Genomic DNA, 21,641 nt, shown 5'->3' with positions numbered 1-21,641 from the left:
TTATTCTAATAGGTTTAAAAAATGAAACTTACTTTTTCCAAATTTCAGGGAACGGGCAATGATTTTGTCATGATTGATAATCGTCAATCTTTTTTCAACAAAGATGATACCAAATTAATTTCTTTTTTGTGTGACCGAAATTTTGGCATAGGTGCCGATGGTTTAATTCTGCTTGAAAATGACCCTATATTAGATTTTAAAATGGTCTATTTTAATGCTGATGGCAATGAAAGTAGTATGTGTGGTAATGGTGGGCGATGTTTAGTAGCTTTTGCAAAACATTTAAATATGATAGAAAGTTCGGCTCAGTTTAATGCTGTTGATGGCCCACATACCGCTATAATTTCAGGTGAACATATAAGTTTACAAATGAAAGATGTTGTTGATATTCAGCTAAAGCCCAATGTTGTATTTTTAGACACGGGGTCTCCACATCACGTGCAATTAGTGGATAATATAAATAGTTTAGAAGTCAAAGTAGAAGGTGCCAAACTTAGGTATGGGATGTACGGGAAAAAAGGAAGTAATATTAATTTTGTAGCGCAAAATAGCGAAACTAATTTTTTTGTACGTACCTATGAAAGGGGAGTAGAAGATGAAACTTTGTCATGTGGCACGGGTGTAACAGCAGTGGCGATTGCCATGCATAAAACAAACAAAACCCAAGCAAAAAAAATTCAAATTAAAACCCTAGGCGGCGACCTCGAAATCAGCTTTGATGTTTTTGATGGAAGGTATACCAATGTATTTTTAACTGGACCTGCCGCGTTCGTTTTTAAAGGAGAAATAGATGTATAGTCTAAAAGGTAAACATATTTATTTAAGAGCGCTAGAGCCAAGCGATTTAGATTTTTTGTATGAGTTAGAAAACAATACGGAGATCTGGGAAGTTAGCGGTACAGTGACACCCTACTCCAAACAAATTCTTCAATTGTATTTGGATAATGCACATCGCGATATTTATGATGTAAAACAACTTCGGTTATGTGTTTGTGGTATTACAGATCACCGCGTTTTAGGACTTGTTGATTTGTATGATTTTGATCCAAAAAACAAAAGAGCAGGAATTGGAATTGTTATTTTAGAAAAGGAAAATAGAAATTTAGGCTATGGATCTGAAACCCTTGACTTATTATGTGGCTACGCACGTGTAACCCTTGAAATGCATCAATTGTATTGCAGTATTTTAGAGGATAACCAAACGAGTATTCGCTTATTTGAAAAATCAGGTTTCTTAAAAATAGGCCTTAAGAAAGATTGGATTCTTTCCAATGGAAATTTTAAAAATGAAATCTTATATCAAAAAATATTTTAAATAATGTATATAAAAAAAATAATTCTTGCTTTCGCGGTTATCGGTTTATTTGTTGGTGGATACTATGTATATAAGGTGTACAATGCCTTTTTTATTCCCAATACGAGCTTTAACAACACTGAAGCTTTTGTTTATATTCCATCAAATACCAACTTTGAAACCGTTAAAACGCTCCTTGAGCCGCTTTTAAAAGATGTCAGTTCTTTTGAAGCAGCTGCGAAAAGAAAAGGCTACACCTCAAATTTAAAAGCTGGTAAATTCGCTATAAAAAGGGGAATGAACAATAACGAGCTCGTGAACACACTAAGGAGTAGAAATATTCCCATAACATTAGCTTTTAATAACCAAGAAACTCTTGAAGACTTAGCAGGGAGGGTGGCATCGCAAATTGAAGCGGATAGTGTTTCGTTGGTCAAGGCATTTAATGATGAAGATTTTTTAAAAGAAAATGGTTTCGATGAGCAAACAAAATTGGCCATGTATATTCCCAATAGTTATGAGTTTTTTTGGAATACAACAGCAGCGGAGTTTCGTGATAAAATGTTGAAAGAATATCAGAGATTTTGGAATGACACCCGTGTTTCAAAAGCAAATTCACTAGGATTAACACCAATAGAAGTGACTACACTTGCTTCAGTAGTGCATAAAGAAACGGCTAAGGTGGATGAACGTCCAAGAGTGGCCGGTGTGTATTTAAACAGGCTAAGGGATGGGATGTTATTACAAGCAGACCCAACAGTGATTTATGCCTTAAAACTTGAAACAGGAGATTTTAATCAAATTATTAAAAGGGTTTTATACAAAGACCTTGTCCTTGATTCTCCGTATAACACTTACAAATATGGTGGTTTGCCTCCAGGGCCTATTGCTATGCCTGATATTACAGCGATTGACGCTGTTTTGAGTCCAGAAAAGCATGATTATTTTTATTTTGTTGCCAATGTTGAGAACTTTGGATATCATAAATTTGCCAAAACTCTGGCACAACATAACCGAAATAAAGAGCAATACGTCCGATGGATAAATCTTCAAAACATAAAAAGATAGGTCAATCAACGGATTTAACCTTCAATTTATCTAAATTTTAACCTTTTTGGGTTTTTTACAACATTTGGCTTAAAAAATCTAGCCTATCTTTGCCGAGTTAATTTAAGCGAACCTTTTTTTGGTTGTAAGTCTTAAGAAATCAAATGTATGAAAAAGTGGATAAACGTAAGTTGTCCTCTTATCATGATATTTCTTTTAGCAAGTTTTGGTTTTAAAAACTCGATTAAAAATCAAGAAGTGCCAAAGTCGCTAAAAGTAAATGAACCTACGTTTTTTTCGTTTCCCAAAGACGAAATTTTTGCTGAGTACCCAATTGTATTGCCGCCAAGAGTTGGTAATTCATATGTCGGTTTTAAGGAAGCTGTTGCTTTTAAAGAATCACGGGGTAAATATGGTGTAGTTAATTCCTTAGGATATTTAGGAAAATATCAATTCGGAATCGGCACTTTAGAATTAGTCGGCATTTACAATCCTGATTATTTCTTAAGAAATCCAAAATTACAAGAAAGAGCTTTTAAAACAAACATAGCTCGTAATAAATGGATCTTGAGAAAAGACATTAAAAAGTACACGGGGTTAAAAATTGGCAATTCTCACATTACTGAATCAGGAATCATTGCTGCAGCACATTTGGCAGGTCCTGGAAATGTAAAGAAGTATTTGCGTTCTTTAGGAGCACATGATGTAAATGATGAATACGGATCAAGTGTAAGTCATTACATTAAAAAGTTTTCGGGTTACGATATCTCAATGATAGTACCCAAACGCAATGCTAAAATTTAATTAGAATATGTATACAAAAGCCTTTTCAAGTATCGAAAAGGCTTTTTTTTTATCCTTGAAGAATAAAAATAGTGGGTCGTTTATGAAGATCTATAGTTTCTTTAGACCATTCTTTAACAGTTTTAGTAGCAATTAATTCGGTGGGTAATGTAAGGTCACAAGCCACACAAACTTTTGTAGCCGGGTTCAATGTTTTGCAAAGTTCAGCGAAGAGTTTATCATTACGATACGGAGTCTCAATAAAAAGTTGAGATTGATTTGAGTCTCTCGATAGTTTTTCAAGTCGTTTTAATGCGCCTCTTCTTTCGCCAGATTCAATAGGTAAATAGCCATTAAAAGCAAAATTTTGTCCATTTAATCCACTAGCCATAAGCGCTAGTAAAATTGATGATGGTCCCACCAAAGGCACTACTTTTATATTTTTCTCATGCGCAATACGAACTACATCTGCACCTGGATCTGCAATACCAGGACACCCAGCTTCAGAAATTACGCCAACATCTTTACCGTCTAAACAAGGTTGTAAAAATGTCGGAATCATTTCAGGTTCTGTAAATTTATTCAGTGCTTCAAGATGTAAATCAGATTGCGATTTTTTTGAACTTATTTTTTTTATAAACCTACGCGCTGTTTTTTCGTTCTCTACAATAAAAAAATTAATATTCTCAATCGTTCTTTTTATAGAAATAGGTAATACTTCTAAAGGTTCGTTATCGCCTAAAGTAGTAGGTATTAAATAGAGTTTTCCAAAGCTGTTATTTTCCATGATCAGCGACTGTTAATTTCTGAGCAATCACGTTACACGCGTTGTCGATTAATTCAAAAACATATTCAAACCCATTATCGTCATAATAGGGATCAGGAACTTCTTTTTCTTTTAGGCTTGTTTCTGATAAAAGTAGTTTTACTTTATTTTTTTGTGCTTGGTTATCAGCTAATTTTACCACGTTTTGATAGTTACTATAATCCATCACATAAATAATATCAAAATCCTCAAAATCTTGAGGGGTAAATTTTCTACAGCGTTGTTGTGAAATATCAATAGTATATTTGTTTGCAACGGCTACAGATCTTGAGTCAGGAGCAGATCCAATATGGTAGCCACCAGTTCCGGCAGAATCAATATAAAAATCTTTAGAGTTGAGTTTACTATGCAAAATACCCTCTGCTAATGGAGACCTACAGATATTACCGAGGCAGACCATTAGAATTCTAGTTTTCATAAAGGGGTTTTAAGAAAATTTCTTAGTTAAATCGTCTATATATTTACGGAACTGTTTATCAGTTTCTGCTAAATTATCCACGGTTTTACAAGCATGTAGCACGGTTGCGTGATCTCTTTTGCCGATCTGAGAGCCAATACTAGCCAAAGATGCCTTTGTAAATTTCTTTGCAAAAAACATGGCTAATTGTCTTGCTTGTACAATATGGCGTTTTCTTGTTTTAGACTGAAGTGTGGCTACATCCATTTCGAAGTAATCAGAAACTACTTTTTGGATATAATCGATTGAAACTTCTCGTTTGGTATTTTTAACAAACTTCTCAACCACCTGTTGCGCAAGGTCTAAAGTAACTTCCTTTTTATTGAATGATGATTGGGCAATTAAAGAGATGATAGCTCCTTCTAGCTCTCTAATGTTTGTTTTTATATGCTTGGCCACATATTCTATAATATCATCGGGCATTTCAACACCATCACGATATAATTTATTCTTTAAAATAGATATTCTTGTTTCGTAATCAGGATTTTGCAATTCCGCAGATAAACCCCATTTGAACCTTGATAACAAGCGTTGTTCAATATCTTGCATGTCCACAGGAGCTTTGTCAGATGTTAAAATAACTTGTTTTCCATTCTGGTGCAAGTGATTAAAAATATGAAAGAAAACGTCTTGAGTACCTGATTTTCCTGAAAGAAATTGAACATCATCAATAATTAAAACATCAATTAATTGATAAAAATGAATAAAATCATTTCTAGTATTTTTCTTTACAGACTCGATATATTGTTGTGTAAATTTTTCGGCAGAAATATAAAGCACCGTACGCTCTGGGTACTTGTCTTTTATTTCGACCCCTATGGCATGTGCTAAGTGTGTTTTCCCTAAGCCTACACCACCAAAAATCAAGAGGGGGTTAAACGAAGTTCCTCCAGGTTTATTAGCAACGGCCATCCCTGCTGATCGTGCTAGTCTATTAGAGTCTCCTTCTAAAAAGTTCTCAAAATTGTAATTCGGATTTAATTGTGATTCTATTTTTATATTGCGAATACCTGGAATTACAAATGGATTTTTTAATTCAGGATTTTTAGATTTAATAGCGACATCTAATTCTTGCGCAGGTACAGTACTTCTATTTGAGCTTGGTATTTTTTCGGTAAAAGGTTCTCGGTTACCATAGGTGTTTTCCATTTTTATAATATACACCAATTTAGCACTTTCTCCTAATTCTTTTGTTAAAGAAACTTTTAAAAGTTTTACATAATGCTCTTCTAGCCATTCGTAGAAAAATTTACTAGGAACTTGAATACTTAAAGCGTTGTCCGATAGTTTAACTGGTTTAATGGGTTCAAACCAAGTTTTGAATGCCTGCGGTTGGATGTTATCCTTGATGAAAGCTAAACAATTATTCCATACGGATGTTGCAGTAACACTCATTTTTTAAATTAATCTTAAGTTGGTTATTAAATTAGGTTCTCTTACCTTAAATTTGACACGTTTAATATGTATCACTCAGGGCTACAAATATGTGAACAAAAAAACTAAAAAAAAAATCTAATACTATTGAATTATCAGTTTTTTTTTACCATGACAAGCTACTAAAAATGCAAAGTCTTTAAATATATAATTTTTACTTTTAATAACATGGATAATACTGAAATTTCTTTTCGAGTTCGTTATGGTGAAACCGATCAAATGGGTGTGGTATATCATGGTAACTATGCGCAATATCTAGAGATGGGTAGGGTTGAGTGGTTAAGAGGTATGGGTATTTCTTACAAAGCCTTAGAGGAAAGTGGTATTATTTTACCAGTAATTTCTTTGACCATAAATTTTAAAAAATCTGCACTTTACGATGATCTTATCACCGTTCAAACAAGCTTAAAAAAACTGCCACTAGTAAAGATCGAATTTGACTATAAGATTTTCAACGAAAGAAATGAGCTTTTAGCCGATGCACATACGGTTTTAGCATTTATGGATTCGAAAAAAAATAAACCCATGAAGTGTCCTGATGAAATTTTACAAAAAATAAACTTTCCAACTATTTGATTTTTATAAAGGTAAATCAGGCATCTGTTTTTGAAATAGAAACGCCGTAAACAGCTTCAAAAATAGTCTGTATTTTTTCCGAATGACTTTCCCTGGTACTTATTTTTATTTTACAATCCAAAGCCATTTCCTGTGATATAATTTCAATAGATTCTTGTTTTATAATGCGCATTACCTTATCCATGTCAGGATATTCGAACGATACTAAAAAATATACTTGAATTGTTTTTTCTATAATTTTTGCGCTTGCCAAAGCCATTTGTGCACCGGTTTTATAGGCACTAATTAAGCCTCCTACACCCAATTTAGTTCCTCCGAAAATCCGCACAACGGCAACGAGTACATTGGTGACTTCAAAAGATTGTATTTGTCCGTAAATTGGCATTCCAGCAGAATTATTAGGTTCTCCATCATCTTGTACTCTGTACGAAACGGTTTTAAACCCTAGTTGCCAGGCATAGCAAACATGATTAGCGGAAGCGTGCTTTTTTTTAAGTGCCTCAATAATTGGTTTTACGTCATCTTCTGAATTAATAGGAAAAGCATAACCAAAAAACTTACTTTTTTTCTCCTTGAAAAGAATTTCTTCCGAAGGTTTTTTTAGTGTTTTGTATAGATCTGTAGCTTCTTCCATGACAAAGGTGCTATTAAAATAGGGCTATTAAAATAATACTGATTACCGCTAATCCTATACCCATCCAGTTTTTAAGGCTAAGTTTTTCTTTGAATAAGCTAATACCAAGCAAAGTGGAAAACATGACTATGGCTACGTTGTTTATTGTAAAAACCGAAGCGCTGTTCAAGGTTTCACTCTGTAAGGCTTTTAAAAGATAATAAATAGAAAAATAGTTGGGAACCCCCAAGGCTATTCCGCCTAAAATATCTTTAGGGCTAATTTTTAGTCCATTTTTTATACTTTTTAAAGCTATTATAGCTACACCAACGACTGCAGCAGCTGCAAATATCACTGCTGAAAATAAAGGGTATTCTGTTTCTTCTACGTGAATTTCTTGAAGGTATTTTATACTAGAATCGATAATTCCTGAGCCTATAAAAACCGATACGGGTAGTAAGAGTGATGTTTTAGGCAGGTTTATGTTTTTAGCCTTTATGGAGGCAAAATACACAGCAACTAGTGCTAAAAGAACGCCCAAAATCTGAAAATAGGAGAGTGTTTCGCCATACCAAAAAACTCCAAAAAGCACTGGTATTACTAAAGACATTTTTGTGGCTACCGAAGCTACCGAAACTCCAACTTTTTGCGCCGTTGTCGCCATTAAATTGAAAACAAGAATAAATAAAACACCTAAAAAAAGAGTGCCTATAAACCACGATTTTCCAGGTATGCTTGCCATTAAAACATCGCCTTTATAAAAAAACAAGCCTACCAAGCACGCTGTAAAATAATTGGTGACTATCGCATAAAAGGTATTGACTTTATAGGTCGAAAAGAGTTTAAAAATAACAAATATTAAGCTAGAAAAAAGAATACTTAAACCTAAATTAATCATACTATAATTTTGATGCTAATTGAACAATATCTTCTTTGCCTACGATTAAATTCCATGTTTTGATACCTATAGTTTCAGCTGCTAATGTGTTTTCTAACATATCGTCTATAAACAGTGTTTCTTCAGCTTTTAATTGATTCTGGGAAAGTACATATTCGTAAATTGGGAGGTCGGGTTTTCTTAAATTAATTTCGTGCGATAAGTAAAACTGTTCAAAACAGGCTTTAAACCGGTTAAAATTTAGGATCCCCATAGATTTGATAACTGCCGTTATATGAAGCTCATTGGTATTGCTTAATAAAAATAATCGATATTTTTTGTCCGCTGCCATTTGCTCAATAAACTCAAGTCTTTCGATAGGAAAATCAAGTAAAATTGAATTCCATGCAGCAATTATTTCTTCGGCTGTAGCTGTAGGAAATAGTTCTTGGAGCGCCTTGACGAAATCAGTAGAACTTATTAGTCCCATTTCATAGTTTTTGGCTAATTTGAATAATTCGGGACTTAGTTGAGTGCCTCCAAAATTACCAAGCGCTTTAAAGACTGCAGGTTTGTCTAGGTTAATGAAAATATCCCCAAAGTCAAAAACTATATTTTTAAGCATTGAATAATAGTGTTAGTTGATCTTTTTCTAGGCTTATTTTTGAGTTGACCCGCCCTTTTATTTGTGGTGCTCTAGTTCCAGAATGAAACCTTTTAGGTCCTGTAAATATCCGTGCTTCATCCCATAAATTTTCATCAATAAAGGATTGTATAGTTTTCGTTCCTCCTTCTATAAAAACACTTAAAATCTTCTCTTGATATAGTTTTTCACAAACTTGAGAAGCTACATTTTTTGAGAAATCTATTTGATGGTATTCAACTCCAGTAATGTATGCTTTCGTATCTTTTTCCGCTGTAAAAACCATAGTTCTAATGCTGCCGTCTAAGACATGGAACGAAGAATCAATTTTTAAGGATTTATCAAGTACAATTCGTATGGGGTTTTTGCCGTTCCAAAGTCTGGCATTTAGTTGAGGGTTGTCTTCTAAAACAGTAGTCGTTCCCACCAAAATTGATTGTTCTTCTGTACGCCATTTATGTACTAATTGCTTTGAATAGTCATTAGTAATCCAAAAAGGCTCTGTGTTTTTTCTGTATTTTTTGTCTGGAGCTATAAATCCGTCTTCTGTTTCAGCCCATTTTAAAACAATATAAGGTCTTTTTTTTTCTTGAAAAGTCAAAAATCGCTTGTGGTGTTCTCGACATTCTTCTTCTAAAACACCAGTAATTACCGTGCATCCTGCGTTTTTTAATTTTTCAATGCCTTTACCTGCAACTTCATCATACGGATCTAAAAGTCCGATAATTACAATCGGAATTTCACTTTGTACTATTAAATCAGCACAAGGTGGTGTTTTTCCAAAATGAGCACAAGGTTCTAAAGTGACATAAAGCGTAGATTTTTTCAGTAAAGATTTGTCTTTGACCGAATTAATTGCATTTACTTCTGCGTGTGAGCCTCCATAGGTACTAGTAAACCCTTCTCCAATAATACTATTGTTATAGACGATTACAGCCCCAACCATTGGGTTCGGTGCGGTAGTTCCTAATCCGTTTTTAGCAATTTGAATGCAGCGTAAAATATAAAATTCATGTATCTTCACCCCGCAAAAATAGGATATTAAATACATATCGGTTTAAGAAAATATGACAAGTATAAGCATTCGAGAAATAGAGCAAAAAGACAATGAACAGGTGGCTAAAGTTATTCGTAAAGTTTTGGTCGATTTAGGTGTTCCAAAAGTGGGTACGGCATACGCCGATAAAGCATTAGATTGTATGTTCGAAAATTACACAGCTCCAAGATCGAGCTATTTTGTAGTGGTTGAAAATGATGTCATCTTAGGTTGTGCAGGTATTGCTCCGCTAGAAAACTATGAAGGAACAGATGTATGCGAGTTGCAAAAAATGTACTTTTTAGAAGCGGCAAGAGGACAAGGAATTGGTGCTAGAATGATGAATATTTGCCTTGAAAAAGCAGCACAATATAAGTTTGAAAAAGTATATTTAGAAACAATGCCTTATATGAAAGCTGCCCAAAAATTATACGTAAAATCAGGCTTTGAATATTTAGAGGCACCTATGGGAAATACAGGGCATTATTCGTGTCCTGTTTGGATGTTAAAAGTGCTTTAAAGAAATACGATGCTTTTAAAAGAAATAAAAAAAATATTTCATGCTGAATTAGATGCCCTATATGGCGAAGAAGAGGTACGAAGTTTTTTTTATATATCGATTGAACATTATTTGGGTTTAGAACGGTTCATTTTGGCACTACAACCTGAGCTCATCATTACTAAAGAAGAAGAGTCTTTGTTGTTTAAGGCGTTGAGCCAATTAAAGCTAGAAATTCCAATTCAATATATTCTTGGAAGGGCTTATTTTATGGACTTAAGTTTTATGGTCAATAAAAATGTGCTTATTCCAAGGCCGGAAACAGAAGAATTAGTGCAATGGATTTTGGATGATGTGTCTACGCAAGCATCGCCTTTAAAAATTCTTGACATTGGCACTGGAAGCGGATGTATTGCCATTTCATTGGCTAAAAATCTACCAATGGCCCAAGTCTATGCCGTAGAAGTTTCTGAAAACGCTTTGGCGCTGGCCAAAGAAAATGCAAGGTATCATGAGGTGGACATTAATTTCATACATGCTGATATTTTAAAGACACCAAGCTTTGAGGGTAAATTTGATATTATGGTATCGAACCCGCCTTATGTTAGGATGTTGGAGAAGCTTGACATGAAAAAGAATGTTTTAGAAAACGAGCCTGAACTTGCCTTGTTTGTCGCCGATCACGATCCATTGCTATTTTATAAAAAAATCATAGAATTAGCTCGCGATATCCTTATTGCTGACGGTGCTTTATATTTTGAAATAAATCAATATTTGGGAAAAGAAACGCATTCACTTTTAGAAAATAGTTTTTTTTCCGAAATTGAAATGCGAAAAGATATTTTTGGGAATGATCGATTTTTGAAAGGCGTTTTTTTAGATAATTAGGTAATAAAATTGGGTAAATGAAAAGTATTGTAGTTTTCTGTGGAAGTAGCACTGGTAATGAGCCTGAATTTGCGAACCAAGCCTATATGCTGGGCAGAACTTTAGCCGAGCAACGAATCACGACTGTTTATGGTGGTGCAAAAATTGGAATCATGGGTCAAGTAGCCCAGGGTGCCTTAGATGCTGGAGGAAAGGTTGTAGGAGTTATTCCTGAATTCTTAAAAAAAAGGGAAGTGTATCATACCTCCCTTACGGAGCTTATTAGTACTCAAAACATGCATGAACGTAAGCTAAAAATGCATGAACTCTCTGACGGAATTATTATGTTGCCAGGTGGTTTTGGAACCCTAGAAGAGTTTTTTGAGATGCTGACTTGGGGTCAATTAGGCTTGCATCAATATCCGATAGGTATTTTAAATACGAATGGCTTTTACGACGATTTATTAAAAATGCTTCAAAGTATGGTGAATAAAGGTTTCGTGAAAAAAGAAAATTTTGAAATGATTTTAGTAAGTAGTACCATTCCTGATTTATTACAAAAAATGGAAGGCTATGCGCCACCTAAAATTATAAAATGGCTACAAAAAGAGCAACTTTAATAAGAGCTAGCCTCGAGTAATACCAATACGATTAACCAAATTAGTACATGAATATCAAAGATAAAATTGAGGAGCTAAGAAATACCCTTCGGGCACATAACCATAGGTATTATGTGTTAGATACACCGACAATTTCAGATTACGATTTTGACATGCAACTCAAAGAATTGCAGGATTTAGAAGCACAACACCCTGAATTTTATGATGCGAGTTCGCCTTCGCTTCGAGTAGGAGGCGCCATCACTAAAAATTTTGATACTGTAGTACACGAAAGCCGCATGTATTCTTTGGATAATAGTTATTCCAAAGATGATTTAGAAGATTGGGAAAAGCGAATTCAACGTGTTCTGGGTGATGTACTTGTTGAGTTTACTTGCGAATTAAAATATGACGGGGCGTCTATAAGTATTAGCTATGAAGACGGGAAATTAACTCAGGCTTTAACTCGTGGAGATGGTTTTCAAGGCGATAATGTAACCACTAATATTAAAACTATAAAGTCAATTCCCTTACAATTAAAGGGCGATTATCCTCAGAAGTTCGACATTCGAGGGGAGATTGTTTTGCCATTTGAGGGCTTTGCAAAAATGAATGCAGAGCGCATAGAAAATGGAGATGAGCCGTATATGAATCCTAGAAATACAGCTTCTGGAAGCCTAAAGTTACAAGATAGTGCTCAAGTAGCACGCCGTCCTTTAGACTGCTTGTTATATGGTATTGTAGGCATGCAAACAGGAATTACCTCGCAATTTCAAATGTTAGAAAAGGCAAGGGAATGGGGTTTTAAAGTGCCAACGGTGGCTAAACTTTGTAAATCAATTGAAGAGGTTATGGCTTTCGTAGCCTATTGGGATAGTCATCGGCATGAGTTGCCCTATGAAACGGATGGTGTGGTCATCAAGGTAAATAACCTGCAGCATCAAGAAGAGTTAGGCTATACGTCTAAGTCACCACGTTGGGCCATGGCCTACAAATTTAAAGCAGAACAGGTCTCGACGGTCTTGCATGAAATTACTTATCAGGTAGGCAGAACAGGTGCTATTACCCCAGTAGCAAATTTAGCTCCTGTCTTATTGGCTGGCACAACGGTAAAAAGAGCTTCATTGCACAATGCAGATCAGATTGAAAAGTTTGACATACGCGAACGTGATACAGTTTTTGTAGAAAAAGGAGGAGAAATAATTCCGAAAATAATAGGGGTTGACTTTAGCAAGCGACCTACAGACTCAAAACCCACGATATATATTCAACGGTGTCCTGAATGCAACACCTTATTAGAACGTAGCGAGGGTGATGCTAAGCACTATTGTCCTAACTATTATGGTTGTCCACCTCAAATTACAGGACGTATTCAACATTTTATCTCTCGTAAAGCGATGGATATTGAAGGCATGGGCGGCGAAACAGTAGAATTACTTTTTAAAGAAGGCTTGATTCGTAATTATGCAGATTTATATAGGTTATCAAAAGAAGATGTGATGCCTTTAGATCGTATGGCAGAAAAGTCTGCGGAAAATTTAGTTTCAGGAGTTAAAGCATCCGTTACTATTCCTTTTGAAAGAGTGCTTTTTGCATTGGGAATAAGGTTTGTTGGCGAAACAGTAGCTAAAAAACTAGCCAAGGCCTATAAAAATATTGACGCTTTAATGGTAGCCAATATTGAAGAGTTAGTACAAGTCGATGAAATAGGAGAGCGCATTGCGCACAGTGTGGTTGAATTTTTTAAGAACGACCTCAATCAAAGGATTATTCAAGATTTAAAGAGCTTTGGCGTTCAGTTTGAATTATCCGCAGAAAAATTAGAAAATCAAACCGAAGATTTAAAAGGACAAACTTTTGTTATTTCTGGTGTGTTCGAAAATGTGAGTCGCGATGATTTGAAAAAGTTGATAGAGGATAATGGAGGTAAAGTGGGTTCTTCCGTTTCATCGAAAACCACCTATTTAGTGGCTGGTGACAATATGGGGCCCAGCAAGCGAACAAAAGCTGAAAACCTTGGTGTAGCCATTATATCAGAAGATGATTTTTTAGCTATGATAGGTCCTAGGTAATGAAAAGGAGTTATTTGTTTTGAAACGAACACTTATATTGTTTTAACAATAACTCCTTTTTTAGGTAATTTTTTAAATTGGCTTCCTACCAGAAATAATATTGTAAAGAATTACGATTACTGCGATTACAATTAGAATGTGAATTAAACTGTTAGTACCCATTCCAGGGATAATGTTTAACATTCCTAAAAGCCAAATTACAATGCAAATTACGGCTACAAGCCAAAGAAGACTTCTCATGATATTTAATTTATTGGTTATAGTAAAAGTAGGGGGTATTACTCTTAAAGGATGCTCTTATTAAATAAATAAATAACCCAATTGAAATGGGCTACTCAAATCCTACGAATTCACTTAAAAATTATCAAAACTTTTAAATCGCTCTAAAAAATAAAGAGCCCAGTCAAGAATAGACATTTTCGCAGCATGGCATATGCTTTGCAGCAAAAGGAGATAAGCCCGTCTTTGCTCGTGCACAAGCATAGCATAAGCGAACGGCTAGTAAAATAAGCCTGCTTTCACAGAAAAAAAATTGGTGATTTTTTAATACCAGCTGTGGGTATTAAAAGCTTAATACGCCTTTTCGTAAAGATAGCTTAGTAGAAGAATTGAAAGAAATAGTAGTAGATTTATGATAAAAAAAATCCCATTCGTAAATCGAATGGGATTTTGTAAAATTTAGAAAGTATATATTATAGTACTTTTACATTTACTGCATTTAAACCTTTTTTACCTTCTTCTAAATCAAACTCAACTTCATCGCCTTCGCGAATTTCATCGATTAATCCAGAAATGTGTACAAAATGATCTTTGTCTACTCCATCTTCAGTGATAAAACCAAAACCTTTAGTGTCATTGAAGAATTTTACTGTTCCTTTACTCATGTTAAAAAATTAAATATTAATAGTATTTTAAAGTGCAAAGATGATGCCAAAATTTAGAATAAACACTATACTGGACCAGTTAATTTACTTTAAATAAGAAAATTACAATTCTTTTTTAAAACAGATACTATTTTGCATCCCTTTATATTGTCCATAATTCTCAATAATTTGATAGTTGTTTTTTTGATATAAGGCAATAGCGTCAGGTTGGCGAATTCCTGTTTCTAATATGCAAAAGCTGAAATTTTGCAATTTCGCGCAATTTTCTAATTCATTTAAAATAGTAGACCCAATTCCTTTACCTTGATATTCTGGTATCACATACATTCTTTTTATTTCAGCGGTATTTAAGTCATAATTTTTAAATGCACCACAGCCAATTGCTTTTTTATTTTTATACACCACAATGACCTGCGAAAGGCCTTCAAGACTATTGAATTGATTGTAAAATGCGTGTTCATCTCCGTCTTTTACACGTAAATCTTCGTCTAAAGCCTTCGTTAACTGTTGAAAGTCTTCATCCTCGTAGTTTGTTTTTTTGATGCTATAGGTCATGTATCTTTTTAAATAGTAATGCTTAGCCCTTCTGATGTGATGTTCTTTTCACTGTCAAAATAAAAATCAATTTTACCCAAATGAACTCCGTAACATCCTACTTGATTTACTAAAACCTTGGTTCCTATGCCGTTATTAACGACTGTTGGTTTGTCTAAAAAAGTATGGGTATGTCCGCCAATAATAAGGTTAGTGAATTTTGTTTTAGCGGCTAACTTTAAATCATCTGGTTTATCAGAACTGTATTGGTAGCCTAAATGCGATAAACAAATAACCAAATCACAGTATTCCTCTTCCTTTAAAATTCGCTCCGTGTTTTGTGCTATTTCAAAAGGGTTTAAATACTGAGTTTCCTTAAATAATTTTTTACTCACCAAGCCTTCCAGTGCAATTCCAAGTCCATAAACGCCTATTTTTATGCCATCAACAGTATAAATTTCATAAGGTTTGGTGTACCCGTTCATCACTGTATTTTTAAAGTCATAATTTGCAGACAAAAGTTTAAAACTTGCATGCGGCAATTGCGCAAATAAGCCATCAATTCCGTTATCAAAATCGTGATTGCCAATAGTAGCAGCGTCGTACTTTAGCATACTCATCAATTTAAACTCTAATTCACCCCCATAAAAATTAAAATAGGGCGTTCCTTGAAAAATATCTCCAGCATCAAACAATAGGGTATTCGGATTCTCCTGCCTTAACCGCTGTACTAAGGTTGCTCTTCTGGCTAAGCCACCTAAATTTGGGAAATTGGCATCACTTTTAGGGAATGGGTCTATATGGCTATGAACATCATTGGTATGAAGAATGGATATTTTTTTTGTGGTTGCGTTAAGACAAGAATTTAACGATAATCCTCCTAAGCCTACAAATGCTGTACTCGCTGTGGTATTCGATAAAAATTTTCTTCTGTTCATGCTTAGTTTTCTAGTTGTATAAATCTATCGTCAATTGTAGGAGCAAGGGTATCCATCTTGCCAAAATAATCGATCATTATATTTCTTATTAAATAATCGGTTTCGGTTAAAGACACATGATCCTCAAAAAAGCTCATATTATCACCACCAGTAACCAAATAATTGGAGGTTGCTACATAGTAGATTTTTTCTTCGTCAAATGGCTTCCCTTGAATATGAACAGCAGCTAAACTATCATCTTTTTTTAGAATTATTTGAATTCCAGCGATAGGATGCGGGGTTTTATTTTTTACTAAATAGCGTATCATTTCGCGCATCGCTGTTCCTTTTAAACCCACGACAACAACAGAGTTTTCGAAGGGCATAATTTCGTAACCCGTTCTAGCAGAGACATTTCCTATAGAAATAGGGCTGCGAATACCACCCTGATTAAGTAGTACAAAATCAATAGTATGTGTAGTTCTGGCCTTAAACACCGGATTTGCTAGCGCTAATACGGCGTCAGCCATTAAATTTCCTGCTGAGGTATTTAGTTTGCCATCGGTTTTCGAGATGTATACCGATGCGTAAGCCAATGTACTATCTAAAACTTCGTCAATTCGTTGTTTATACGGTAGCACAAAATCAGTGATTTCTTTGCTTTCTGGTATACTATCTGTTACAGAAATCCGTTTTCCAACGATCCCGCTTAGGCTTTGTTTTTGTTCCTTACAAGAAACAAAAAATAAAATTGTTATAAATATAACAAAATGTTTAATTTTTAAAATCATAATAGTGTTTATCTTCGTATAACAATTGCTGTGAATATTATTTACCTTTGTACAAATGTAAAAATTCATGTTTTTAAAAGCTATAAAACAAAGATTAAAACATAAGTCTGGACGTAAATTTATTAAACAATTGTTACAGCAACCTTCAAAGGATGTGGTACAGGGGAATAAAATAAAGTCTATAGGGTGTATCGTAGATTTAGAGAAATTTGATGATACTACTTTGTTTTATAAATTTATTGAGGAGTTTAAGCTTAGGCCAAATTCGGTGAAGATTATTGGGTATAAAAATTTTTATGATAAAAATTCGCCTTATTCAACGCCTGTTTTCTCAGACAAAGACTTAGGCTGGAAAGGTAAAATTGAAAATAGTTACGCATTAGAGTTTATGAATCGGGAGTATGATTTGTTGATTAATTATTATACAGACGATCATATTTTATTACAATTAATGACTCTAAAAACAAAAGCAAGAATACGCGTTGGTTTTAGCGAAGTTGATAAAAATTTAAATGATTTAATTTTACACACTCCAATTTCTAATTTTGATCTGTTCAAGAAGGAGTTAAAGAAATATTTAAAAATATTTAAAGAAATAGAATAGCTATGAATAGTTTACACGGTACAGGAGTGGCATTAATTACGCCGTTTCACAATGATTTTTCGGTAGATTTAATTGGTTTGGAGCGGGTTGTGGAGCACAACATAAGTGGTGGCGTAGATTATTTAGTAGTTTTAGGGACGACTGCCGAAACAGCCACCTTAACAGAAACGGAAAAGAAGCAGGTGATTGAAACCGTCATTAAAACGAATGCAGGCAGGTTGCCTTTGGTTTTAGGAGTCGGAGGCAATAATACAACCTTAGTTGTTGAAGCATTAAAAACTATTGATTTGTCGGAATTTGCTGCCATATTATCTGTATCGCCTTACTACAACAAGCCTACACAAGAGGGGATATACCAACATTTTAAAGCGATCTCAAATGCTTCCCCTAAACCTGTCATTATTTATAATGTTCCTGGAAGAACAGGGAGTAATATGTTACCAGAAACGACCTTGCGTTTAGCGACTGATTTTAAAAACATTATCGCTATTAAAGAAGCGTGTGGCAACATGCTTCAAATAAAAGAAGTCTTAGAGGCAAAACCATCCAAATTTTTAGTAATATCTGGCGATGACGCTACTGCATTACCTACCGTCTTAGCTGGAGGTGCAGGAGTTATTTCTGTAATTGGTCAAGGTTTGCCGAACGAATTTTCTAAAATGATAAACTTAGGATTAGCGCGAAAAGTAGGTGAGGCCTATGAAATTCATCACCGATTAGAGGAAGGAATGCATTTAATTTTTGAAGAAGGTAACCCTGCTGGAATTAAAGCTATTTTTGAGCTATTAGGTATTTGCACAGCTCAGGTGAGGTTACCTTTGGTAAAAGCTAGTGCCAATTTAAGCGCTAAATTATCTTCTTTTGTAAAATCATTAAATTCAGTATCAGTGTAACAAATAGGGCCACTTTATCTTTTGAACGTTAAAACTTCGCTAAAATAGTTGTTTGCGAAGGTATTCGCTTTACTTTAGCTTAATAAAAATGTTTTTTAAATCCATTTAGAATCCTTAATTTTGCAAAATGTTTAGAAAATTGCGACCATTTTTTAGTACATTAGTTTTGGTATTGGTATTGAGCTCCTGCAGTGAGTATCAAAAAGTACTTAAAAACGAGGATGTTAAAGCGAAGTATGATATGGCTGAAAAGTTGTACGAAGCCAAAGACTTTAAACGTGCTAATGTTATATTAGAACAAATATCCCCTCAATATATCGGAAAGCCTCAAGGAGAACGCGTTATGTTTTTCTTATCTGACTCGTATTACCAAATAAAAGACTACAACAATTCAGGCTATTATTTTGAACGTTTTTTAAAATCGTATGCCAAAAGTGATAAGGCACAAGAAGCCGCATTTCTAGGCGCTAAAAGTTATTATCTACTTTCTCCTAAGTATTCATTAGATCAAACTGATACGGACAAAGCGCTCATGAAGCTTCAATTATTTATAAATGCCTACCCTAATTCTGAATACTTACCTCAGGCCAACGAAATGGCTCAGGATTTAACACAGAAAAAAGAACAAAAGGCATTTGAGATTGCAAAACAATTTACGAAATTAGGGGAGTTTTATAAGTTAGAATTTTCTATTTCTGCGATAGCAGCCTTAGATAATTTTATGCTTGATTTTCCAGGATCTTTTTACAAAGAAGATGCGCTTTTTCACAAATTAAAAGCCTTAACAAATTTAGCTTTAAACAGTACTGAACAAAAAAAGAGACAGCGTTTGTCAGATGCAAAGGCATCTTATGACGTTTTGAAAAAGAACTTTCCACAAACCCAGTTCGAAAAACAGGCTTTGGCGTTGATGGAAAAAGTGAACAAAGAATTAGAAAATTATTCCAAATAAAAACATTGATAGTATGAATATGAACGATTTAAAAAACTCAAAAGCTCCTGTTTCTACAGTAACCATTAACAAGAATGAATTTGATGCTCCTACAGGAAACATTTATGAAGCTATCTCAATAGCTGCTAAAAGAGCTGTTCAAATAAACTCTGAAATCAAAAAAGAGTTACTTGAGAAACTAGAAGAGTTCGCTACGTACAGCGATAGTTTAGAAGAGGTTTTCGAAAATAAAGAGCAAATTGAAGTTTCAAAATTTTACGAAAAACTACCAAAAGCTCATGCACTAGCGGTAAATGAGTGGTTAGAAGATAAAATATATCACAGAAATACAGCCAAAGATCTAGAGTAAATATGTTAAGCGGAAAAAAAATTCTTTTAGGTATTACTGGAGGTATTGCCGCTTACAAAACTACTTTTTTGGTCAGGTTATTAGTAAAAGCTGGCGCTGATGTTAAAATTATTTTAACGGATAGCGCCAGTTCTTTTGTTTCGCCCCTAACGCTCGCTACACTTTCGAAAAATCCTGTTTTATCCTCTTTTGTAAAGGAAGAAGCGCATAGTGTATCTTGGAATAACCACGTAGCACTTGGCTTATGGGCCGACTTTATGCTTATTGCACCAGCTACGGCCAATACGCTTTCTAAAATGGCAAATGGCAGCTGTGATAATTTATTATTGGCTACCTACTTATCTGCTAAATGCCCAGTTTTTTTTGCACCAGCGATGGATTTGGATATGTACCATCACCCTACCACAAAAGAATCGTTTAAAAAATTAACTTCTTTTGGAAATAGTATGATACCCGCTACCTCTGGGGAACTAGCAAGCGGATTGCATGGTGAAGGCAGAATGGCAGAACCCGAGGCTATTGTTGCCTTTATAAAACAACATATAGTAAAAGGCTTAGCCTTAAGTGGTAAAAAAGTACTTATTACAGCTGGACCCACCTATGAAGCCATAGACCCTGTTCGGTTTATTGGCAACCATTCTTCAGGTTTAATGGGTTTTGAGCTGGCCAAGGCAGCTGCAAATTTAGGCGCTGAAGTGTTTTTAATTTCAGGACCCTCACATTTAACTATTCAACATGATTTGGTTCATCTAACGCGAGTGGTTTCGGCTGATGAAATGTACCATGAAGTTCATAAGCACTACAGCTTTGTAGATATCGCCATAGCGGCTGCTGCCGTAGCAGATTATCGTCCTAAAACTGTGGCAGTTCAGAAAATTAAAAAAAGTGAAGCCAACTTGTCTATAGACTTCGTTAAGAATAAAGATATTCTATACGCGATGGGAGAGCTAAAAAAGTCACAGTTTTTGGTCGGATTTGCCCTAGAATCAGAAAATGAGGTAGAAAATGCCATAGGAAAACTTAAAAAAAAGAATTTAGATGCCATTGTTCTTAATTCTTTAAATGACGTTGGTGCTGGTTTTGGTAAAAAAACTAATAAAATAGCTTTCATAGATAAGAATTCTTTAATTAAAACGTTTGATTTAAAAACTAAGGCTGAAGTAGCTTTGGATATTTTGAATCAGATAATACAAAGAATGCATGCTTAAGTATTTCTACTTACTTGTTCTCCTACTACTGCCATTTTTTGGAACTGCACAGGAAATAAATGCTGTAGTTACCGTAAATTCAGATCAAGTAAGCCAGACGAACCAACAAATATTTAATACTTTAGAAAGGTCATTGAATGATTTTGTAAATAAAACAAAATGGACCAATAGAACGTACAAAGAAGTTGAAAAGCTAAACGTTCGCATGTTTATAACGGTAACTGAATTTCAAAATAACAGATTCAAAGCAAGCATTCAATTGCAATCCTCTAGACCAGTCTTCAATACAGCTTATGAAAGTCCGGTTTTTAATTATAAGGACAATCAATATAATTTTGAGTATACTGAATTTCAGCCTCTAGTATTTAATGAAAATGTTTTTGAATCTAATTTAGTAAGTGTTGTTGCATTTTATGCCTATATTATGTTGGGTATTGATGCAGATACTTTTGAGTTAGAGGGAGGTACTGATTTTTACCGAAAGGCTCAGAATATAGTGACCCAGGCTCAAGGTGTTAATTCTGCAGGATGGAGTCAAGATACCAAAGAAAGGACTCGTTTCGAATTAGTAGATAATTTAATGTCGAATACGTTTAAAGAATATAGGGCTGTGATGTATAATTATCATAGAAAAGGCTTAGATATTCTGGCAGATAATAACAGCACAGGAAAACAAGTGATTTCAGGAAGCATGCGTCTACTAGAAACTTTAGTGAAGAGAAGACCAAATGCCTTTTTAATTCAGACTTTTTTTGATGCAAAATCAGAAGAAATTCAAAATGTTTTTTCAGATGGTCCCAAGGTAGATGTTGTACAGTTAAAAGATATTTTAAACCGTATCGCGCCCTTGTATTCTAAAACTTGGAATGCTATTACCTATTAGTAT

Annotated in this window: 27 protein-coding genes; 15 read left to right on the top strand and 12 right to left on the bottom strand. The window is 34.5% G+C overall.

Features of this window, described 5'->3' with window-relative positions; genetic code table 11:
- Positions 1–21 precede the first annotated feature (21 nt).
- From dapF to GQ45_RS04625, 4 genes are all read left to right on the top strand, one after another.
- Positions 22–798, top strand: coding sequence for a diaminopimelate epimerase (gene dapF / locus GQ45_RS04640; protein ID WP_047415495.1), 777 nt, complete (start codon positions 22–24; stop codon positions 796–798).
- Positions 791–1,315, top strand: a complete 525-nt coding sequence (locus tag GQ45_RS04635) for a GNAT family N-acetyltransferase (RefSeq protein ID WP_047415493.1) — start codon at positions 791–793, stop codon at positions 1,313–1,315. Before dapF ends, GQ45_RS04635 begins: the two co-directional genes overlap by 8 nt.
- Before the next feature lie 3 nt (positions 1,316–1,318).
- Positions 1,319–2,362 carry an endolytic transglycosylase MltG gene (mltG, locus tag GQ45_RS04630; RefSeq protein WP_047415491.1) on the top strand — a complete coding sequence of 348 codons (1,044 nt, stop codon included), beginning with the start codon at positions 1,319–1,321 and terminating at the stop codon, positions 2,360–2,362.
- A 147-nt stretch (positions 2,363–2,509) separates the two neighbouring features.
- Positions 2,510–3,145, top strand: a complete 636-nt coding sequence (locus tag GQ45_RS04625) for a hypothetical protein (protein WP_047415489.1) — start codon at positions 2,510–2,512, stop codon at positions 3,143–3,145.
- 49 nt (positions 3,146–3,194) lie between these two features.
- On the opposite strand, the gene GQ45_RS04620 is transcribed toward GQ45_RS04625, so the two are convergent.
- The 3 genes from GQ45_RS04620 to dnaA are packed head-to-tail and all read right to left on the bottom strand — an operon-like array spanning position 3,195 to position 5,802.
- Complete coding sequence (locus GQ45_RS04620) at positions 3,195–3,911, bottom strand: SAM-dependent methyltransferase (protein WP_047415487.1); 717 nt, start codon at positions 3,909–3,911, stop codon at positions 3,195–3,197.
- Positions 3,901–4,368, bottom strand: a complete 468-nt coding sequence (locus tag GQ45_RS04615; protein ID WP_047415485.1) for a low molecular weight protein-tyrosine-phosphatase — start codon at positions 4,366–4,368, stop codon at positions 3,901–3,903. Before GQ45_RS04615 ends, GQ45_RS04620 begins: the two co-directional genes overlap by 11 nt.
- 9 nt (positions 4,369–4,377) lie before the next feature.
- Positions 4,378–5,802 carry a chromosomal replication initiator protein DnaA gene (gene dnaA / locus GQ45_RS04610; protein ID WP_047415484.1) on the bottom strand — a complete coding sequence of 475 codons (1,425 nt, stop codon included), beginning with the start codon at positions 5,800–5,802 and terminating at the stop codon, positions 4,378–4,380.
- Between the two features lie 207 nt (positions 5,803–6,009).
- On the opposite strand from dnaA, the gene GQ45_RS04605 reads away from it, so the two are divergent.
- Positions 6,010–6,417, top strand: coding sequence for a thioesterase family protein (locus GQ45_RS04605; protein ID WP_047415482.1), 408 nt, complete (start codon positions 6,010–6,012; stop codon positions 6,415–6,417).
- 16 nt (positions 6,418–6,433) lie between these two features.
- On the opposite strand, the gene GQ45_RS04600 is transcribed toward GQ45_RS04605, so the two are convergent.
- From GQ45_RS04600 to ribD, 4 genes are read right to left on the bottom strand one after another with little or no spacing between them, the layout of a single operon-like run.
- Positions 6,434–7,051 (bottom strand): YigZ family protein, encoded by a 618-nt coding sequence (locus GQ45_RS04600; RefSeq protein WP_047415481.1) that lies wholly within the window; start codon positions 7,049–7,051, stop codon positions 6,434–6,436.
- Positions 7,052–7,064: 13 nt separating this feature from the next.
- On the bottom strand, positions 7,065–7,928 hold the full coding sequence (locus GQ45_RS04595) for a DMT family transporter (RefSeq protein ID WP_047415479.1): 864 nt from the start codon (positions 7,926–7,928) through the stop codon (positions 7,065–7,067).
- A gap of 1 nt (position 7,929) precedes the next feature.
- Positions 7,930–8,532 (bottom strand): HAD-IA family hydrolase, encoded by a 603-nt coding sequence (locus GQ45_RS04590; protein ID WP_047415477.1) that lies wholly within the window; start codon positions 8,530–8,532, stop codon positions 7,930–7,932.
- Positions 8,525–9,601: a bifunctional diaminohydroxyphosphoribosylaminopyrimidine deaminase/5-amino-6-(5-phosphoribosylamino)uracil reductase RibD gene (ribD, locus tag GQ45_RS04585; RefSeq protein WP_231555152.1), complete on the bottom strand. Its 1,077-nt coding sequence runs from the start codon at positions 9,599–9,601 to the stop codon at positions 8,525–8,527. Before ribD ends, GQ45_RS04590 begins: the two co-directional genes overlap by 8 nt.
- 16 nt (positions 9,602–9,617) lie before the next feature.
- Between ribD and GQ45_RS04580 the strand changes: the two genes are divergently transcribed.
- Genes GQ45_RS04580 through ligA form a run of 4 tightly spaced genes read left to right on the top strand, consistent with a single transcriptional unit; the run spans position 9,618 to position 13,623 of the window.
- Positions 9,618–10,106, top strand: coding sequence for a GNAT family N-acetyltransferase (locus GQ45_RS04580; RefSeq protein WP_047415476.1), 489 nt, complete (start codon positions 9,618–9,620; stop codon positions 10,104–10,106).
- Between the two features lie 9 nt (positions 10,107–10,115).
- Entirely contained in the window at positions 10,116–10,973 is an 858-nt protein-coding gene (gene prmC / locus GQ45_RS04575) for a peptide chain release factor N(5)-glutamine methyltransferase (protein WP_047415475.1), read from the top strand.
- Positions 10,974–10,990: 17 nt separating this feature from the next.
- Entirely contained in the window at positions 10,991–11,572 is a 582-nt protein-coding gene (locus GQ45_RS04570) for a TIGR00730 family Rossman fold protein (RefSeq protein WP_047415474.1), read from the top strand.
- A gap of 47 nt (positions 11,573–11,619) precedes the next feature.
- Complete coding sequence (gene ligA, locus GQ45_RS04565) at positions 11,620–13,623, top strand: NAD-dependent DNA ligase LigA (RefSeq protein WP_047415473.1); 2,004 nt, start codon at positions 11,620–11,622, stop codon at positions 13,621–13,623.
- Positions 13,624–13,695: 72 nt separating this feature from the next.
- Here the strand turns inward: ligA and GQ45_RS17975 are convergent, their stop codons facing one another.
- The 5 genes from GQ45_RS17975 to GQ45_RS04545 all read right to left on the bottom strand — a co-directional run bounded on the left by GQ45_RS17975 (position 13,696) and on the right by GQ45_RS04545 (position 16,749).
- Positions 13,696–13,863 carry a lmo0937 family membrane protein gene (locus GQ45_RS17975; RefSeq protein ID WP_156125347.1) on the bottom strand — a complete coding sequence of 56 codons (168 nt, stop codon included), beginning with the start codon at positions 13,861–13,863 and terminating at the stop codon, positions 13,696–13,698.
- Between the two features lie 452 nt (positions 13,864–14,315).
- Positions 14,316–14,507 (bottom strand): cold-shock protein, encoded by a 192-nt coding sequence (locus GQ45_RS04560; protein ID WP_047415472.1) that lies wholly within the window; start codon positions 14,505–14,507, stop codon positions 14,316–14,318.
- 102 nt (positions 14,508–14,609) lie between these two features.
- Positions 14,610–15,062 carry a GNAT family N-acetyltransferase gene (locus tag GQ45_RS04555; protein WP_047415471.1) on the bottom strand — a complete coding sequence of 151 codons (453 nt, stop codon included), beginning with the start codon at positions 15,060–15,062 and terminating at the stop codon, positions 14,610–14,612.
- Between the two features lie 8 nt (positions 15,063–15,070).
- On the bottom strand, positions 15,071–15,979 hold the full coding sequence (locus GQ45_RS04550) for a bifunctional UDP-sugar hydrolase/5'-nucleotidase (protein ID WP_047415470.1): 909 nt from the start codon (positions 15,977–15,979) through the stop codon (positions 15,071–15,073).
- A 2-nt stretch (positions 15,980–15,981) separates the two neighbouring features.
- A complete protein-coding gene (locus tag GQ45_RS04545) occupies positions 15,982–16,749 on the bottom strand; it encodes a 5'-nucleotidase C-terminal domain-containing protein (RefSeq protein ID WP_047420036.1) in 768 nt (255 codons plus the stop codon).
- A 67-nt stretch (positions 16,750–16,816) separates the two neighbouring features.
- On the opposite strand from GQ45_RS04545, the gene GQ45_RS04540 reads away from it, so the two are divergent.
- The 6 genes from GQ45_RS04540 to GQ45_RS04515 all read left to right on the top strand — a co-directional run bounded on the left by GQ45_RS04540 (position 16,817) and on the right by GQ45_RS04515 (position 21,638).
- Positions 16,817–17,353: a hypothetical protein gene (locus GQ45_RS04540; RefSeq protein WP_047415469.1), complete on the top strand. Its 537-nt coding sequence runs from the start codon at positions 16,817–16,819 to the stop codon at positions 17,351–17,353.
- A gap of 2 nt (positions 17,354–17,355) precedes the next feature.
- Positions 17,356–18,246 carry a 4-hydroxy-tetrahydrodipicolinate synthase gene (dapA, locus tag GQ45_RS04535; RefSeq protein WP_047415468.1) on the top strand — a complete coding sequence of 297 codons (891 nt, stop codon included), beginning with the start codon at positions 17,356–17,358 and terminating at the stop codon, positions 18,244–18,246.
- Positions 18,247–18,373: 127 nt separating this feature from the next.
- A complete protein-coding gene (locus tag GQ45_RS04530) occupies positions 18,374–19,198 on the top strand; it encodes an outer membrane protein assembly factor BamD (RefSeq protein WP_047415467.1) in 825 nt (274 codons plus the stop codon).
- A 13-nt stretch (positions 19,199–19,211) separates the two neighbouring features.
- Positions 19,212–19,547 carry a DNA-directed RNA polymerase subunit omega gene (locus tag GQ45_RS04525; protein WP_197056921.1) on the top strand — a complete coding sequence of 112 codons (336 nt, stop codon included), beginning with the start codon at positions 19,212–19,214 and terminating at the stop codon, positions 19,545–19,547.
- A 2-nt stretch (positions 19,548–19,549) separates the two neighbouring features.
- Positions 19,550–20,755 (top strand): bifunctional phosphopantothenoylcysteine decarboxylase/phosphopantothenate--cysteine ligase CoaBC, encoded by a 1,206-nt coding sequence (coaBC, locus tag GQ45_RS04520; protein WP_047415466.1) that lies wholly within the window; start codon positions 19,550–19,552, stop codon positions 20,753–20,755.
- On the top strand, positions 20,748–21,638 hold the full coding sequence (locus tag GQ45_RS04515; protein WP_047415465.1) for a DUF4835 family protein: 891 nt from the start codon (positions 20,748–20,750) through the stop codon (positions 21,636–21,638). The genes coaBC and GQ45_RS04515 overlap by 8 nt, the downstream gene beginning before the upstream one ends.
- The last annotated feature ends 3 nt before the right edge of the window (positions 21,639–21,641 follow it).

The organism is Cellulophaga sp. Hel_I_12 (genome assembly GCF_000799565.1).
Classification (GTDB): Bacteria; Bacteroidota; Bacteroidia; order Flavobacteriales; family Flavobacteriaceae; genus Cellulophaga.
The sequence above is the reverse complement of the archived record's forward strand: the minus strand, read 5'-3'. Positions and strand labels throughout refer to the sequence as shown.